At 69.0% G+C, this 16,218-nt stretch carries 12 protein-coding genes; 7 read left to right on the top strand and 5 right to left on the bottom strand.

Annotated features, from left to right (window positions below; translation table 11 throughout):
- Nucleotides 1–140: 140 nt before the first annotated feature.
- The 5 genes from IU449_RS04365 (at nucleotide 141) to IU449_RS04345 (ending at nucleotide 5,345) form a co-directional block, all read left to right on the top strand.
- Nucleotides 141–1,463 carry a cytochrome P450 gene (locus tag IU449_RS04365; protein WP_195000647.1) on the top strand — a complete coding sequence of 441 codons (1,323 nt, stop codon included), beginning with the start codon at nucleotides 141–143 and terminating at the stop codon, nucleotides 1,461–1,463.
- Nucleotides 1,464–1,654: 191 nt separating this feature from the next.
- A complete protein-coding gene (locus IU449_RS04360; RefSeq protein WP_195000646.1) occupies nucleotides 1,655–2,470 on the top strand; it encodes a DUF1206 domain-containing protein in 816 nt (271 codons plus the stop codon).
- 135 nt (nucleotides 2,471–2,605) lie between these two features.
- Entirely contained in the window at nucleotides 2,606–3,478 is an 873-nt protein-coding gene (locus tag IU449_RS04355; RefSeq protein WP_195000645.1) for a CPBP family intramembrane glutamic endopeptidase, read from the top strand.
- Nucleotides 3,475–4,680: a sensor histidine kinase gene (locus tag IU449_RS04350; RefSeq protein WP_195000644.1), complete on the top strand. Its 1,206-nt coding sequence runs from the start codon at nucleotides 3,475–3,477 to the stop codon at nucleotides 4,678–4,680. The genes IU449_RS04355 and IU449_RS04350 overlap by 4 nt, the downstream gene beginning before the upstream one ends.
- Nucleotides 4,677–5,345 carry a response regulator transcription factor gene (locus tag IU449_RS04345; RefSeq protein ID WP_195000643.1) on the top strand — a complete coding sequence of 223 codons (669 nt, stop codon included), beginning with the start codon at nucleotides 4,677–4,679 and terminating at the stop codon, nucleotides 5,343–5,345. The genes IU449_RS04350 and IU449_RS04345 overlap by 4 nt, the downstream gene beginning before the upstream one ends.
- Nucleotides 5,346–5,440: 95 nt before the next feature.
- Here IU449_RS04345 and IU449_RS04340 read toward each other — a convergent pair whose 3' ends face one another.
- Both IU449_RS04340 and IU449_RS04335 read right to left on the bottom strand, forming a co-directional pair.
- Nucleotides 5,441–5,794, bottom strand: a complete 354-nt coding sequence (locus IU449_RS04340) for a helix-turn-helix transcriptional regulator (protein ID WP_195002310.1) — start codon at nucleotides 5,792–5,794, stop codon at nucleotides 5,441–5,443.
- 109 nt (nucleotides 5,795–5,903) lie between these two features.
- Nucleotides 5,904–6,932, bottom strand: a complete 1,029-nt coding sequence (locus tag IU449_RS04335; RefSeq protein WP_324188087.1) for a TerC family protein — start codon at nucleotides 6,930–6,932, stop codon at nucleotides 5,904–5,906.
- Nucleotides 6,933–7,182: 250 nt separating this feature from the next.
- Between IU449_RS04335 and IU449_RS04330 the strand changes: the two genes are divergently transcribed.
- Nucleotides 7,183–7,776, top strand: a complete 594-nt coding sequence (locus tag IU449_RS04330; RefSeq protein ID WP_195000642.1) for a CBS domain-containing protein — start codon at nucleotides 7,183–7,185, stop codon at nucleotides 7,774–7,776.
- A gap of 22 nt (nucleotides 7,777–7,798) precedes the next feature.
- Here the strand turns inward: IU449_RS04330 and IU449_RS04325 are convergent, their stop codons facing one another.
- From IU449_RS04325 to IU449_RS04315, 3 genes are all read right to left on the bottom strand, one after another.
- Nucleotides 7,799–10,207 (bottom strand): SpoIIE family protein phosphatase, encoded by a 2,409-nt coding sequence (locus IU449_RS04325; protein ID WP_195000641.1) that lies wholly within the window; start codon nucleotides 10,205–10,207, stop codon nucleotides 7,799–7,801.
- A complete protein-coding gene (locus tag IU449_RS04320; RefSeq protein ID WP_195000640.1) occupies nucleotides 10,204–14,190 on the bottom strand; it encodes a HAMP domain-containing protein in 3,987 nt (1,328 codons plus the stop codon). The genes IU449_RS04325 and IU449_RS04320 overlap by 4 nt, the downstream gene beginning before the upstream one ends.
- A 296-nt stretch (nucleotides 14,191–14,486) precedes the next feature.
- Nucleotides 14,487–15,287: a class I SAM-dependent methyltransferase gene (locus IU449_RS04315; protein WP_195000639.1), complete on the bottom strand. Its 801-nt coding sequence runs from the start codon at nucleotides 15,285–15,287 to the stop codon at nucleotides 14,487–14,489.
- Nucleotides 15,288–15,472: 185 nt separating this feature from the next.
- On the opposite strand from IU449_RS04315, the gene IU449_RS04310 reads away from it, so the two are divergent.
- On the top strand, nucleotides 15,473–16,180 hold the full coding sequence (locus tag IU449_RS04310) for a hypothetical protein (protein ID WP_195000638.1): 708 nt from the start codon (nucleotides 15,473–15,475) through the stop codon (nucleotides 16,178–16,180).
- Nucleotides 16,181–16,218: the final 38 nt, after the last annotated feature.

Here is a 16,218-nt window from a genome sequence, read left to right as displayed (position 1 = left end):
ACCGTGCTCGTCGCCGCGCTCTAGCGTGTGACGGCAACGATCGCCAGACCGAGGAATTGTGGGCACCGACGCGCCGAACTTCTTGCCGCAGAACCTGTTCGGCGATTGCGGGGTACGGCGGCAACGGTGAGGATGACGGGATGTGTTCTGCCCACATCGCTTTGCGCGATCTTCCCCGCCTGCGCACCCGTCATCTCGGCCGGCTCGGCGGGCTGTTGCGGCCGGGCACCCATTCCTCGCCGTTGCTCGAGCTCGGCGAACGGTTCGTCGTCTCGCCGCCCGCCTTCCCGACCATGCTCGTCACCCACGAGCCCGACGACGTGCGCGCGCTGTTCACCGATCACGAGAACTTCTCGGTCGGGCAGGTACTGAGCCGGTTCTCCAGTCACGACGTGATGTTCGGGGAGGAGACGTTGATCTTCCTCGACGGCGAGGAACACCGCCGCGAACGCAAACTGTTCTCACCGCCCTTCCAGCACAAGGCGCTGCAGTCCTACGAGGACCTCATGGTGGGGGTGGTCGAGCGCGCGATTCCGACCTGGCCGGTGGACGAGCCGTTCGCGTTTCTGCGCGCGGGCTACGAGATGGCGCTCGACATCCTGCTCGGCGTCGTCTTCGGTGATGTGGAACCCGGCCGGATGGCGCGGCTGCGCCGAGCCGTGCGCGCCTGGTTCGACGAGATCGAGAGCCGCGGATTCCTCACCGTCACGCTGCTGACCCCCTTCCTCGGCGGCCACACGCTCCCCTATCCCCCGCTGACCCGCCGCCGGGACCAGGTCGACGCCGTCATCGTCGAGGAGATCACCGCTCGCCGCGCGACCCCGGGCGCGCATCGCGCCGATCTGTTGTCCAGATATGTGGGCACCGACCTCGACCAGCACGACGACGCCGCGCTCGCCCGCAATATGCGCGGCGTCCTGCTCGGCGCCTACGAGACCACCGCGATCACCCTGGGCTGGGTGGCGACCATGTTGGCCGCGCACCCCGAGGCCATGGCCGAGGTCGACGCCGCGGCCGACGCGGGCGATCGCGACCGGCTCGACGCCTATCTCGACGCGGTGGTCGCCGAGACGATGCGCCTGCGGCCCGTCTCGCCGTTCACCGGACGCCGCGCGTTGCGCGACGCGGTGGTCAACGGTATCGCCGTTCCCAAGGGCGCGATCGTCATCGTGCCGATCCTGCTCATCCACGAAGCACCGTGGTACTACCCCGACCCGCTGACCTTCCGGCCCGAACGCTTCCTCGGTGAACGCCCGGGCGGCTACACCTGGCTGACCTTCGGCGCGGGAGCGCACCGGTGTCTGGGCGCGCAGTTCGCGCTCGCCGAGGCCAGGATCCTGTTCCGCACCCTGTTCGAACAGCGCCGCATCGAGACCGTCCCCGGCCCGATCGAGCCACCGCGGCGGTACCACACCGGCCTCAGCCCCGCCTACGACGCCCGGATCACCATGCGCAAGCGGTGAATTCGCCTGTCGTGGCGTCCCTCGTCGGGGTGGGCGTGTCGCTGTGCGACCGGGTCCCGGGCAGCGTCCACGCTCCGTGAACGTCCATGACGCGACGTCGTGGCGTCGCGGGCGCGCAGCGGCACCCGTTTCGACGCCCACGCGCCGGGTATCTGCGCTAGCGATCGGCACCCGACGGATGAGAAGGCACCATGGCTTACAGCAACACCTCGACATCGACCACAGCGGGCCGGATCGCCCAGCATCCCACGTTCGAGCGATTCGCCCGCGCCGGCTACGTGATGACCGGCATCGTCCACCTGATCGTCGCCTACATCGCCTTGCGCATCGCTTTCGGCGGCGGCGGTACCGCCGACCAGTCCGGCGCCATGGCACAGATCGCCGCGGCGCCCGGCGGCAAGCCCGCGCTGTGGATCGCCGTGGTGGCCTTCCTGCTCATGGCACTGTGGCGGCTGGCCGAGGCGGTGTTCGGCAGCGCCTCCAAGCCCGACGAGATCGACAAGAAGAAGGAGGCGTTCCGTCGGGTCAAGGCCTTGGGCGTGGCTGTGGTCTACGCCGGGCTGACACTGATGGCCTTCACCTTCGCCCGCGGCGGCGGCAAGTCCAGCAGCGGTGACAGTCAGGGCACGACCGCCCGGCTCATGCAGAACACCGCGGGCACCGTCGCGCTGGTGATCGGCGGACTGGCGATCATCGGGGTCGGCATCTACTACGTGCACAAGGGCGTCACCGGCCGATTCCTGGAAGACCTGGACACGAACAGCGCCAACATCCGGCGTCTGGGCACCGCGGGCCACATCGCGAAGGGCGCGGCCATCGGCGCGATCGGCGTGCTGGTGATTCTCGCGGTCACCAGCTCCGAGCCCGACAAGGCCGCCGGACTCGACGGCGCGCTCAAGACCCTCGGCGCCCAGCCCTACGGGGTCGTGCTGCTGGTGATCGCCGCGCTCGGCATCGCCGCCTTCGGCCTGTTCAGCTTCGTCGAGGCCAAGCACGCCAAAATGTAGGCGGCGCCCCGTTTCGCGTCGTGATCGCCGGTCTCTGCCCTGCCTGACCGGGGGTCCCCGGGGTAGCGTGCGCGCTACCGGGTGACGGTGCCGACGGCTACTGCGGTGCACGCCGGATTGCCGTGAAGTCGAGGTATGACTTCCACGCCGTCCCACCTCCGGTCCTCCCCCGTTCTCGACGCACCCGGCCGGACGGTCGGGGTCCGCTGGTTCCTCCTGCTCACCTTCGCCGGATCCTGGATCCCGTGGGCTGTCGTGTGGGCAGCCGGGTACTCACTCGACGACCCGGTGATTCAACTGCTCACCGCCGCTTTCGTGCCCGCGCTCGCGGCGATCGTCACGCGGCGCTGGATCACCGGTGAGGGATTATCCGATGCCGGTCTCGCCCTCCGGTTCAGGCAAGCGTGGTCGTCGTACGCGATCGCGACGCTGATGCCGGTGGGCGTTCTCGTGCTCGCACTGGTGATGGCCGCACTCTCGGGAATGTGGGATATCGCTGCGGCGCCGGTCGATCGGCAGGACGGCGTCTTCTTGGCGGTCGCGCTGTTGATACCCGTGCTGGTCGCCCCGGTGTTCTGGGGCGAGGAGTTCGGGTGGACCGCCTATCTCCGCGATCGACTCTTGCCAGGGCGACCGGTCGCGACGACATTCGCCACCGGCGTGATCTGGGGCGTGTGGCACTGGCCGCTGCCGTGGGTGGGATATTTCGGCGCCGACCACTCGGCGAGCGAGGCGATCCTGGCCATGCTGATGTGGCTGCCGTTGTCGGTGCTGCTCGAGTTCGTGATCGGTTGGCTGTGGGGCCGCAGCGGGTCGGTGTGGCCACCGGCGATCCTGCACGGTGGCAGCAATCTCGTCGTCGCCGTGGGCATCGATCGTTTCATCGCGCCCGACGCTCATTCGGGTGCCACTACGCTTCTCCTGTGCCTGGCCTATCTACCCGTCGTCGGGGCGATCCTCGTGTCGACTCTGCCGGGTCGGCGCGGCGCGACGGCGGTGCGGTCGTGACCGGCGGCGTGACCGCGGCGATGCGGAGCGGTCCTCGATTCCTGGTAACGCGGTGGCCGTGGTTGTCGCTGGTGTGTCTGGGCATTGCCGGATTCCTCTCGGCCCTCACGATGCTCGGCGCGCTCCCCGTCCTTCTGCTCGGGGTGACCCGCCGACTGCGCGTGGGGCTGTGGGAGCCGATGCTGCGCGCGCACTGCGCACGTCTACGCCTGGTCGATCCGGCGGTGGCAGACCGGGCAGGCATCGAGGTCCGCGCGTCTGCGCAGGGGAATCGGCTGCCCACCGTGCGGCATGTCGCCTATGTGGCGGGCGCGGCGGTTTCCGGCGCGGTCGCCGCTACGGCGGCGTTGTTCGCCGTGGTCATCATCGTGATGCTCTTCGCCGCCCCCGTGCTGGTCCGCGACGACCATTTCGACCTCGGTCCGTGGACCGTCGACACCGCGGCAGGCGGCTGGCTTCTCGCGGGGACCGGACTCGTCGGCACGGCGGTACTGCTGCTGTTCGCGGGCGGCTGGGCGGTGCTGGAGTCGGCGATGGCCCGGCACCTGCTCGGGTTCGACGCCGACCCGTGGCGCGTGGAGGCGTCGCGGCTCGAGACAGCACGCAGCGGTCTGCTCGACGCCGAGCGCTCGGAACGCGCGCTGCTGGAGTCGGAATTGCACGACCGGGTGCAGCACCGGCTGGTCGCATTGTCGATGCGCCTGGGACTGGTCGAGGCCATGGACGAAGACGGGCCCGCCGGGCGACTCGCCTCCGACGCGCACCGGCAGGTGGACGAAGCATTGGCCGAATTGCGTGCCGTGCTGCTCGGTTACTCGCCGCGGGCCCTGATCGACAAAGGGCTCGAACCGGCGCTGGCCGACCTGGTGGCTGATGTCCCGCTGGAGGTGACCATCGCGCTCGACGGCCTCGCGAGCGCGAGACTACCCGCTCCGGTCGAGCACATGGCATACGTGGTGGTGTCGGAGACACTGACCAACACGGTCCGCCACGCTCAGGCCCGGCAGGTGACCGTACGCGGCGCGCGCGTCGACCGCGTGTGGACGATGAGCGTCACCGACGACGGCGTCGGCGGCGCGCACATCCGCCCGAGCGGCGGTCTCGACCGGCTGGGCCGGCGGCTGCACGCGCTGGACGGCACCCTCACGGTGACGAGCCCGCCAGGAGGACCGACCACGATCCGGATGCGATGCCCGACATGAGTTCCGTCGTCCGGCCCTTGCGTATCGTGCTCGCCGAGGACAGCCCGCTGTTGCGAGCAGGGGTGGCGGACGTGCTCTCCTCGGCCGGACACGAGATGTGCGCCTGCGTGGGCGACGCGCCTGCCTTGCTGCACGCCTGGGAGGCCTATCGCCCCGACCTCGTGGTCACCGATGTCCGGATGCCGCCCGACAACGCCGACGACGGTCTGCGCGCCGCCGCGGCATTGCGCAGCCGCGCGCCCGAATTGCCCGTTGTGGTGCTCTCGCAATACGTCTCGGTGGCCTACCTCGACGAACTGCTCGACGACGAGACCGCGCGCGGCGGCATGGGATATCTGCTCAAAGAACGGGTGGGGCATGTCCGCCAGTTCCTCGACACGGTGGACCGGGTCGCGGGAGGCGAGACGATCGTCGACCCCGATGTGGTGCGTGCCCTGGTCAAGGTGTCCAGGGGCCGCGCTCCGCTCGCCGCGCTCACTCCGCGCGAGCGCGAGGTCTTGGCGCTGATCGCCGAGGGACACACCAACTCCGGTATCGCTCGACGGTTGACCGTCTCGGAAGCGGCAGTGCGAAAACATGTGGGGGCCATCTTCGCCAAGCTTCCGCTGCGGGACGGCGACCGACGGGTGCAGGCGACGCTCATCTACCTTCGCTCGCTGGGGTAATGGTCGAGGGCTCTCGCGTTGTCGCCGGTTCGTCGGCATGCGGATTCTTGCTCGACATCGATACCGAAGGCCGCGGGTGTCCGCGGCGGTGCGGTTCAGCGGAGGGCGGTGATGAGTTCGCCGACGGTATGGGTGGATTCGAGAGGGTGCCGCAGGCGGCCGTGGTCGTGCACGGTGTAGGTGTTGCGTCGGCCGTTCTTGACGCGGGTGAGATAGCCGTCGCCGATGAGGTCCGCGATGATGGCCTGCACGGCGCGTTCGGTGATGCCGACGGCTTGGGCGAGTTCGCGCATGGTCAGCTCGCCGTCGCGTGAGAGGCACAGCAGCACATGGGCGTGATTGGTGAGGAACGTCCAGCTCCGAGCCGGTGCCGACGGCGTGTCCCCGGTGGGGTGGTCGGCGGGGGTCGCGGTGACGTCGCGGGAGGGCATACCCGCACGATAGACCATCGTCATTTCCGGTATCCACCTTCGGATGTCGTCGGTATCGGGTTGGCGCAGCCGTCAGCTGCGCGGCGCGGGGCCTGGCGCAGCTGACGGTCCGGGGAGGGTGCTCTGATCATCGGGTACGGCGACCGGGGCCGGCGGCGGGGACGGGTGTATCGATCACCTCATCGTGGTCGTGGTCGTGGCCGTGGGTATCGGTCCCGGGAGGGGGTGTGCCGGCGTCCTCGGCGGGACGCACGCGGGTCCGGGTCAAGCTTGCGGCGACGGCGACGGCGAGGATGACGACGACCACGGCCAGGGAGGTGGTGGTGGGAATCTTGTAGATGTCGAGCAGCAGCATCTTGACACCGACCCACACCAGCACGAACGCCAAGCCCAGCTTCAGATAGATGAAGCGGTGCATCAGGTCGGCGAGCATGAAGTACATCGCGCGCAGGCCGAGGATGGCGAAGGCGTTGGAGGTGAACACCAGGAACGGCTCGCTGGTGACGGCGAAGATGGCGGGGATGGAGTCCACGGCGAAGACGATGTCGGTGGTCTCGACGAGCACCAGCACCGCCAGCAACGGCGTGGCCAGCCGGCGGCCGTGCTCTCGAACCCAGAACTTCTGGCCGCGGAATTCGTCGGTCATCGGCACCAGGCGCCGGAATCCACGCAGTACCAGAGACTTCTCCGGGTCGATGGTTTCGTCGCGGTGGCGGGCCATCTTGATGCCCGTGGCCACGAGGAACGCGCCGAAGACGTAGAGGATCCAGGCGAAACTCGCGATCAGGATCGATCCGGCGGCGATGAACACCCCACGGAAGACCAGCGCGCCCAGCACGCCGTAGAACAGCACACGATGCTGGTATTCGCGTGGCACGGCGAAGTAGCCGAAGATGACCGCGAAGACGAACACGTTGTCCACCGCGAGGGACTTCTCGATCACATACCCGGCGAAGTACTGGGCGGCGAATTCCCCGCCCCACCTCCACCAGATCAGCCCACCGAAGCCGACGGCCAGGGTGACCCACACCGCCGACCAGACCGCGGCCTCGCGGACGCCGACCACGTGGGCTTTGCGGTGGGCGAACAGATCCACCGCCAGCATCGCCAAGATGACCGCCAGCACCGCCGGCCACATCCACAACGGAACCGACACGATCGGGTCCTTTCTCTCTGAGCGCAGATCGACCGCGCCGAACGGCGTGAACGCCAGGAGATCTCGCCCGGCGTGGCGGGCGGGCCGTGTGTGCGCGATGCGCGCGCCGACGGGACCCGAACGCCTCCCCATCCATGTTTCAGGAATAACACTTCGTCTGTCAAGATTGACGAAATAAGTTTCTGTATTTAAGGTTCGCTTATAGCCGAGTGGATCGAGGTTCGGTCAGGACAACGCGAGGAGGATTGTGATGCGAGTACACGACGTGATGTGCCGTCCGGTGGTGACGGTGAACGAAGACACCCCGGTCCGCGTGGCGGCGGTGATGTTGACCGACCACGGGTTCGCCGCATTGCCGGTGCTCGATCGCGACCAGCGGTTGGTAGGGGTGCTCACCAGCGGTGACGTCCTGCGCGCGGGCGAACCGGATGCCGTGGTCACGGTGCGAGAGGTGATGACCACTCCGGCCCTCGCCGCGGCGGCCTACCAGGATCTCGCCGAGGTCGTGCGGATGCTGCTGATCAACGGGGTCCGGTCGCTGCCGGTGCTCGACGGCGAGGGACGGGTGCAGGGCATGTTCAGCCGCGGCGACGCGCTGCGGATCATGCTGCGCCCCGACGAGGCGATCGCCGCCGGCGCGCAAGCCCGTCTCGACGACTACACCCGCACCCGCCGCTGGCACGCCACCGCCCGCGACGGTGCCGTGCGCGTGACGGGGGTATTCGCCGACGACTCCGAACGACGGATCGCCACCGCGCTGGTGCGCACCGTCCCCGGCGTCCGTGAGGTCACCCTCGTCAGCGGCGCGAGCCCCCCGCCCGCCTTCGCGGCCGCGGAACGGTGATCGCCACCCGACCTCGGCGTCGCTAGCTGGTCGGTGTGCTGGATCCCTGCCCGACCTTGATGCCCACGAGACAGGTGTCGTCGTCGGTGTCGGCGTCGCTGCGGTCGAGCAGATGGTCCACGAGATCGTCCAGGCTGCCGCGGAACCGGGCCGACTGGTCGAGCATCCTGGCTACGCATTCGTCGATGTCGAGGCCGCGGCGTTCGACGAGTCCGTCGGTGTAGAGCAGCAGGACATCGTCGGGCTCGAGGTGGAGTTCGCCTTCCTGATAACTCGTCTCGGCCACGGCGCCCAGCAGGATTCCCGGGATCTCGGGCAGGTTGGCGGCCTCGCCGTCGCGGATCAGTACCGGCGGCAGGTGCCCGGCTCGAGCCCAGCGCAGGACGCGGGTCTGCGGATCGTAGAGGCCGCAGACAGCGGTGGCGTAGATGTCGTCGGTGAGGTAGTGGGTGACGTGGTTGAGCCAGGTCAGCATCTGTCCGGGGCCGGCGCCGGTGGTGGCCAGGCCGCGAAGGGCGTTGCGCAGCACGACCATTCCGGTGGCGGCTTTGATGCCGTGACCGGTGATGTCGCCGACGGAGACCAGGATCTGTTTGGAGGGCAGCACGACCGCGTCGTACCAGTCGCCGCCGACGAGAGCGTCCTGCTCGGTGGGCTGGTAGCGGACCGCGATCTGGAGTCCGAACGCCTCGATCGAGGGTTGCGCGGCGGGCATGATCGCCTGCTGCAGCTGACGCGCGAGCCTGCTGTGCTCGGCGGCCTGCTCCTCGGTGTGCACCAGACGGTCCTGCGTGGCCGAGAGCGCGACCTCGGTCCAATGCTGGGCGGAGATGTCCTGGTAGGCGCCGCGCAGCGCCATCAGGTGACCGGCGGTGTCGACGACCGGTTCGGCGATGATGCGGATGTGGCGGGTGTCGCCGTTCGGCCGGATGATGCGGAACGCCGCCGACGCCGACCGGCGGTAACGCAGCAATGTCCGCAGCAGTCGCTGGACCGCCTCGGCGTCGTCGTCGTGGACGTGGGCGGGTAATTGCGCCAAGGGGATCGGGTCGTCGGACGGGGTGAGTCCGTAGAGGGCGTAGAGCTGGCTGCTCCAGGTGATCTCACCGGTGGCGGCGTTCTCCTCGAAGCCGCCGACGCGGCCGAGGCGCTGGGCGTGCTGCAGCAGCGCCGCGAGCCGGGCGGTCTCGTCCTCCACCCGCCACACCATGAGCAGGGTGTCGCCGTGGCGGCTGATGCTGAGAGCGGCCGAGACGGTCAGCGGGACCTGGTCGACGAGCTCGGTCAGCACCATCCGGTCGGCGCGGTAGGTCTCGCCGGTGGCGAAGACGTGCTCGATGCGCTCGAACAACTGCCCGTCGGCCGCGGCCATCGGGTAGGCCTCGAGCAGCAGTGCGCCGTTGACCATGCCCTGGGGGCGGCCCGCGGGATCGACGAAGCTCCGGTTGACATGGTGGATGCGGAAATCGGCGAGTTCGCCGTCGCCGCCGAAGTGGGGCAGCAATACCAGCGCGGAGTCGAACAAGCTGTCGGACAGCCGGACGAGATCGGCGAGGTGAGATCGTTCCGGTAATACCACCGTCGGCATGTCGGCTTCCAGTGTGTGCGCGCACAGCTCGGCCAGCGCCTCGAGCTGCCTGCGCACCTGGGGCGGTTGCGGCGACAGCGGCTGCGGCCAGCACACTTCCAGTACGCCGATCAGCCTGCCGCCCGCGCTGGCGGGAATCGCCGCCCGGCCACCGTCGCGGTCACCGATCGAGGGCAGTCCCGACCGGCCCAGATGCTCGATCCACTGCGTCTGACGTGCGTCCAGCGACTGGCGCGCCGGGGTGAGGACGCCGGGCGGCACGTACCGCCACCGCTCCGCCTCGTGCGGGTCGATGCCCGCGAATCCGACCAGTGTCAACGACGCGTCGCTGCCCACCGACCAGATCGCCAGCGCGGTCGCGCCCAGCGGAGCGAGCGCGTGTTCGAGCACCGATTGCGCGACTCGCTGCGGATCGCCGGACGCCAGCAGCCCGCTCTCGGCCGTGCGCAGCCGCACGGCGGCCGAGGATTCCTCCGGTGTGGAGGTGCGCACGAGGAACTCTTCGACGGTCGCGCTCACCTTGTCCTGGGCGGCCTGGTTGACCAGATCCGCGGCCAGTTCCAGCGCCGTGACACCGGCGCGCTCGGCCAGCGCGTCCAGCTGACGCGCCGCCTCGGTGGGTCCGCAGTGCAACCTCTCGACCAGCACGCCCTTGGCCATCTCGATCAACGCCCGGCCGTCCGCGGCCGCCTGGGCCTGGGCGATCTCGGCGCGCAACCGCTCCACGGTGGCGGCCAGCCGGGTCACGGCGGGCTGGGGAACGGCGGGCAGGTCGGCCTCGTGGGCGCCCGGGGCGACCGCCGGCGCCGGGCCGGGGGTGCCGGGCGCACCGATGTCCGTCATGACACACCCAGCCAGTGCCGGATGCAGGCGATGAGCGCGTCGGCGTCCACCGGCTTGGTGACGTAGTCGTTCGCGCCGGAGGCGATGCTCTTCTCCCGGTCGCCCAGCATGGCCTTGGCGGTCACGGCGATGATCGGGAGATCCTGGTACTCCGACATCTCCCGGATCTTGGCGGTCGCGGTGTAGCCGTCCATTTCGGGCATCATCACGTCCATCAGCACCAGGTCCGTCTCCGGGTGCGCGAGCAGGGTGTCGATGCCCTCGCGTCCGTTCTCGGCGTGCAGCACGGTGACACCCTGCAATTCCAGAATGCTGCTGAGCGCGAAAAGGTTACGGGCGTCGTCGTCGACGATCAGCACCGTGCGTCCGGCGAGTCTCTCGTCCGGGTGCACCGTCGCCGCGGCGGGCGCCTCCTCCGCGCGGACCAGGGGCAGGACATCGCCGGGCGCCTCCGCGGCGACATGTAGGGCGATGCGTTCGCGCAGTTCGTCCAGGCTCGACAGCAACTCCAGGGGCTGTCGCGAGGTGCGCTCCTGCAGCAGGCGCTCCTGCTCGGCGCCGAGTCTACGGTTGTTGTGCGCGAGCACCGGCACGGTGCGCGATGCCGCGTCTCCGTCCATCGTCTCGAGCAGCCGCAGCGCGGCGTCATCGGGCATGTCCAGTTCGAGCACTACGCAGTGGAACACCTCGCTCGCCATTGCCGCGGCCGCCTCTTCCACGCCGACCGCGGTGACGATCTGCACCGGACCGCGGGGGTCGTGGTTGTCCGCCAAATCCCCCACCGCGCTCTGTGCGACCAGCGACAGCAACCCCTGCGGGCGTTCCTCCACGACCAGCAGCCTGCGCAGTTGCTGGGGCGCGGCCGGAGCGGGTGAGCGTTCGACGGTGTCGGCGACTCGGCTGATCTCCCCTCGCTCCTGCGGTGCCACGTCCTGGAAGTCCGGCCGGGCCACCGGCAGATACAGCGTGAAGGTGCTGCCCTTGCCGGGCGAGCTCTGGGCGGTGATGGCCCCGCCGAGCAGATAGGCGATCTCACGGCTGATCGACAGGCCGAGGCCGGTTCCGCCGTACTTGCGGCTGGTGGTGCCGTCGGCCTGCTGGAACGCGCCGAAGATCGATTCGAGCTGGTGTTCGGCGATGCCGATGCCGGTGTCGATCACCCGGAAGGCGACGACCGGACCGTGCCTGCGGGCGGCGGCGGGCAGTTCATCGGCCGTGGCCGGCTCGATACGCAGCTCCACCGACCCGGCCTCGGTGAACTTCACCGCGTTGGACAGCAGATTGCCCAGTACCTGCCGCAAGCGGGAGTCGTCGGTGAGCAGATCCAGGGGCAGACCGGCGGAGGTGACGACCCGGAACCCGAGATTCTTCTGCGTGGTCATCGGCCGGAAGGTGGCCTCCACGTAATCCAGCAGCCTGCGCAGCGGCACCGGCTCGGGGCTGATGTCCATCTTGCCCGCCTCGACCTTCGACAGATCCAGAATGTCGTTGATCAGCTGCAACAGGTCCGAACCCGCCGAATGGATGATGCCCGCGTACTCGACCTGCTTGGGGGTCAGGTTGCGGGTCGGGTTCTGCGCCAGCAGCTGCGCCAGGATCAGCAGACTGTTCAGCGGGGTGCGCAGCTCATGGCTCATATTGGCCAGGAACTCCGACTTGTACTTCGAGGCGAGCGCCAGCTCCTGGGCGCGGGTCTCGAGTTCCTGGCGGGCGTGCTCGATCTCGAGGTTCTTGGCTTCGATGTCGCGGTTCTGCGAGGCCAGCAGCGCCGCTTTCTCCTCCAGTTCGGCGTTGGAGCGCTGCAGCTCGTCCTGCTGCACCTGAAGCTCCTCCGAACGGGCCTGCAACTCGGAGGTCAGACGCTGCGACTCGACCAGCAGTTCGTCGGTGCGGGCGTTGGCGATGATGGTGTTGACGTTGACACCCACGGTCTCCATCAACTGATCGAGGAAGTCGCGATGGATGCGGGTGAAGTGATGCACCGAGGCCAGCTCGATCACACCGAGCACCTGGTCCTCCACCACGATCGGCAGAAGCAGCAGGTTGACCGGCGAGGTCCGCCCGAGCCCGGAGGAGATGGCGAGGTAGTCGCCGGGGACCTCGTCCACGGCGATGGTGCGGCGGCTGCGCGCGGCCTGCCCGACCAGTGACTGGCCATAGGCGAACCGCACCTCCTGGCCCGGTACCTGCGGACTGCCGTAGGAACTGATCAGGATCAGCTCGGGCCGGTCGGTGGACTCGTCGGCGAGGTAGAACGCGCCGAACTGCGCGGAGACCAGCGGCGCGAGTTCGTCCATGATCAGCTCGGCGACCACGTGCAGGTCGCGCTGGCCTTGCATGAGACCGGAGATCCTGGCCAGGTTCGTCTTCAGCCAGTCCTGGTCCTGATTGGCCATGGTGGTCTCGCGCAGCGACTCCACCATCGAGTTGATGTTGTCCTTGAGTTCGGCGACCTCGCCGGAGGCCTCCACGGTGATGGACCGGGTCAGGTCACCCTCGGCGACCGCGCTGGTGACCTCGGCGATCGCCCTGACCTGGCGGGTGAGGTTGCCCGCGAGCTCGTTGACGTTCTCGGTCAGCCGCTTCCAGGTGCCCGAGACGCCCTCGACCTCGGCCTGGCCGCCCAGCCTGCCTTCGGAACCCACCTCCCTGGCCACGCGGGTGACCTCGGCGGCGAACGCGGACAGCTGATCGACCATCGTGTTGATCGTGGTCTTCAGCGCCAGGATCTCCCCGCGCGCGTCGACGTCGATCTTGCGGGTCAGGTCGCCCTGGGCGACCGCGGTGGTCACCTGGGCGATATTGCGCACCTGATTGGTCAGGTTGTTGGCCATGGAGTTGACGTTGTCGGTGAGGTCCTTCCACGTGCCCGCGACATTGGGTACGCGCGCCTGCCCGCCGAGCATGCCCTCGGTACCGACCTCGCGGGCGACACGGGTGACCTCGTCGGCGAACGCGGACAGCGTGTCGACCATCGTGTTGATGACTCCGGCCAGCGCCGCGACCTCGCCCTTGGCCTCCACGGTGATCTTCTGGCTCAGGTCGCCGCGCGCGACCGCGGTGGCGACCTGAGCGATCGACCGCACCTGACCGGTCAGGTTGGAGGCCATCACATTAACGTTGTCGGTGAGGTCCTTCCACGTGCCCGAGACCCCGCGCACGGTCGCCTGCCCGCCGAGATTGCCCTCGGTGCCGACCTCGCGGGCCACGCGGGTGACCTCGTCGGCGAAGGAGGACAGCTGATCGACCATCGTGTTGATGGTCTCCTTCAGCTCCAGGATCTCCCCGCGCGCGTCCACACGGATCTTCTGGGTCAGGTCGCCACGCGCGACGGCGGTGGTGACCTGGGCGATGGACCGCACCTGCGCGGTCAGGTTGTCGGCCATGACGTTGACCGACTCGGTGAGGTCCTTCCAGGTGCCCGAGACCCCCTGCACATCAGCCTGCCTGCCGAGGATGCCCTCGGTGCCGACCTCGCGGGAGACGCGGGTGACCTCGTCGGCGAAGGAGGACAGCTGATCGACCATCGTGTTGATGGTCTCCTTCAGCTCCAGGATCTCCCCGCGCGCGTCCACGGTGATCTTCTGCGACAGGTCGCCGCTGGCCACCGCGGTGGCGACCTGGGCGATATCGCGGACCTGACTGGTCAGATTGCCCGCCATCGCGTTCACCGAGTCGGTGAGGTCCTTCCAGGTGCCCGACACCCCGGGTACGTCGGCCTGCCCGCCGAGCTGCCCCTCCGTGCCGACCTCCCTGGCCACACGAGTGACCTCGGAGGTGAACAGCGACAGCTGATCGACCATGCCGTTGAACACCGTGGCGATCTCGCCGAGCAACCCGTCGGTGTCGGTCGGCAGCCGGGTCCCGAAATCGCCGTCGCGAACCGCCGTCAGTCCGGCCAGGAGCTTGTGCAGCTCGACTTGGCCCGTGTCCTCGGCCTGCTCCGACGCGGTGCGCGCGGCTGCCGCCGCTGTATCCGTCATGACCGTCCTCATATCGTGATCGCCTCGGACCGGACATGCGCGGACCCGAGCGGGGACGCCGGGCCGGTTGCCGTGTGCTCGACAGCCGACCAGCTGGTTCGGCGGCTGGTCCCTCGGCAACTCTACGTGCCGCCGCCTTCCGCTCGTCGGACAAGGCGATGCACATGCCTGAAACGAGGCATGCCGATCCCCCGTGCGCCCGCTCGGGCCGGTGTCGGCGCGGACGGGCCGGGCGGGTCCGGTGCGCCTGCTGAACAGGCACGGGTCGTGGGGTGCGCGCAGGAGGCGAGTGACTGTCAGGCGATAGGAGTACCGACGGCGACGAGTGTGGTCGCGTCGAAGTGGGTGGTCGAGGAGGAGGCGAGTGTGTCGAGGTAGATCCGGCGGACGGCTCGGATCTGATCAGCGTCGAGATCGGCGAGTGCGGCCACGAAGCCGGATCCGGTGACCACCAGCCAAGCGAGTTCGGGAGTGACGGGCAGGTGCAGGGGACGTTCCTCGACGGTGACCTCGCGCAGCCCTTGGCTGGTCAACCACCTGCGGAATTCATCGACGCGGTTGACGTCGTCGATGAGACGGACGGGCCGCGGCGGTGCGGGCGTGCCGGTGACCTCGGCGACGGCGGCGCGCAGGGCCTGGCCGGGGACTTCCATGGCGCCGCGGCGCCAGATGGTGAGCCCGACGCGGCCGCCGGGGCGCACTCGGCTGATGAGGTGACGGGTGCCGGCGGTCATGTCGGGAAAGAAGAAGATACCCAGCACCGCTTGGACGATGTCGTAACCGTCCTCGGGCCAGGCGGTGGCGTCGGCGAGGTGGGGGTGCAGCTGGGGAAGATCCGCGGCGTCGCGAGCCAGTTCGGCGAGCAAGGGGGCGGAGAGGTCGATCGCGTCGAGGTGCCCTTCGGGTCCGATGAGACGGGCGGCCGGTATCGCCGAGGCGCCGGTGCCGCAGCACGCGTCGAGAACGCGGTCGCCGGGCGAAGGGGCGGTGGCGGCGACGGTCGCCGCGCCGATGGGGTCCCACAGATGGGCGGCGAGGCGGTGGAAGTCGCTGCCTGCGGTATCGAAGGCGCGGAGCTGACGGTCGTCCACGGACATAGATACATGATAGTCGTTTTCAATTAGCTCCGTCCATGAAACTTGCTGCGCAAAGGCGTGTTTCGTGTCGTACCGGACGCGCCCGGTCCACCCGCCGCGAGATCCCCGCTATGCAAATGGAAATCATTATCGTTATGATGCGTGCGGCCTTCGGCCACTTCGCACTTCGATGAGGGATGTCAACTATGTCGATCACCAGGACCGTCGCCACCGCTTTGGGCGCGGCCACGCTGTTCACCGCCATGACCGCCGGCCACGCCCAGGCGCAGGCGACTGCACCCGGCGCCGTCGGGTACCGCGCCGAAACCACCGAGACGGCCACCGTCGTGTCCATCGACAGCGGCACGATGCGTGTAGAGAACGGCGTCTTCGAGATCGCGGCGGAGGACGGCACCGTCCTCGCGGGGACCGAATTGTCCTTTCGGGTCGATGATTTCGTGTTCCCCATCGCTGCCCATATCGCCGACCGCACCGCCACTCTGACGCCGCAGTTCGATCTCGAGCACGCGCGGTACCAGCCGGTCGCTCTCCCCTTCGAGGACAAGGCGCCCTGGAAGAACGAGTACGACCGTGAGCAGGCCGCGTGGAGCCGGATGACCAGCACCATCTCCATGGGCGCGACCGTGGGCACGCTGGTCGGCGGTCTCGGCGGTGCGGCGGTGGGTTGCGTGCTCGGCGGGATCGCGGGGGCGACGGTCGCGTCGGCGGCCATCGTCGGGCTGTTCGGCGCTTTTGTCCCGGCCGCGGCCGTGGGTTGCGTGGGCGGCATCTTGGCGATCGGCGCCTTGGGCACGGTGGCCGGGCAGCTGCTGGTGACAGCTCCGGTCGCGATCATGGCCGCCGCGCAGTACTTCACCACCATCACCTCTCCCCCGCCCGCTCCGGCCAAGTAGGCCGATCCGATCGCCCGGCGGTCGTGGACCGCCGGGCG

Origin of the sequence: Nocardia higoensis (assembly GCF_015477835.1) — a bacterium.
Classification (GTDB): Bacteria; Actinomycetota; Actinomycetes; order Mycobacteriales; family Mycobacteriaceae; genus Nocardia; species Nocardia higoensis_A.
This window is presented reverse-complemented; position numbering and strand designations above follow the sequence as displayed.

What these genes read in the sequence shown, in the direction of transcription:
- IU449_RS04360 (WP_195000646.1), top strand. Translation starts at nt 1,655, where the DNA reads ATGGCTTACAGCAACACCTCGACATCGACCACAGCGGGCCGGATCGCC.
- IU449_RS04365 (WP_195000647.1), top strand. Translation starts at nt 141, where the DNA reads ATGTGTTCTGCCCACATCGCTTTGCGCGATCTTCCCCGCCTGCGCACC.
- IU449_RS04310 (WP_195000638.1), top strand. Translation starts at nt 15,473, where the DNA reads ATGTCGATCACCAGGACCGTCGCCACCGCTTTGGGCGCGGCCACGCTG.
- IU449_RS04315 (WP_195000639.1), bottom strand. Translation starts at nt 15,287, where the DNA reads ATGTCCGTGGACGACCGTCAGCTCCGCGCCTTCGATACCGCAGGCAGC.
- IU449_RS04330 (WP_195000642.1), top strand. Translation starts at nt 7,183, where the DNA reads ATGCGAGTACACGACGTGATGTGCCGTCCGGTGGTGACGGTGAACGAA.
- IU449_RS04340 (WP_195002310.1), bottom strand. Translation starts at nt 5,794, where the DNA reads ATGGTCTATCGTGCGGGTATGCCCTCCCGCGACGTCACCGCGACCCCC.
- IU449_RS04355 (WP_195000645.1), top strand. Translation starts at nt 2,606, where the DNA reads ATGACTTCCACGCCGTCCCACCTCCGGTCCTCCCCCGTTCTCGACGCA.
- IU449_RS04325 (WP_195000641.1), bottom strand. Translation starts at nt 10,207, where the DNA reads ATGACGGACATCGGTGCGCCCGGCACCCCCGGCCCGGCGCCGGCGGTC.
- IU449_RS04345 (WP_195000643.1), top strand. Translation starts at nt 4,677, where the DNA reads ATGAGTTCCGTCGTCCGGCCCTTGCGTATCGTGCTCGCCGAGGACAGC.
- IU449_RS04320 (WP_195000640.1), bottom strand. Translation starts at nt 14,190, where the DNA reads ATGACGGATACAGCGGCGGCAGCCGCGCGCACCGCGTCGGAGCAGGCC.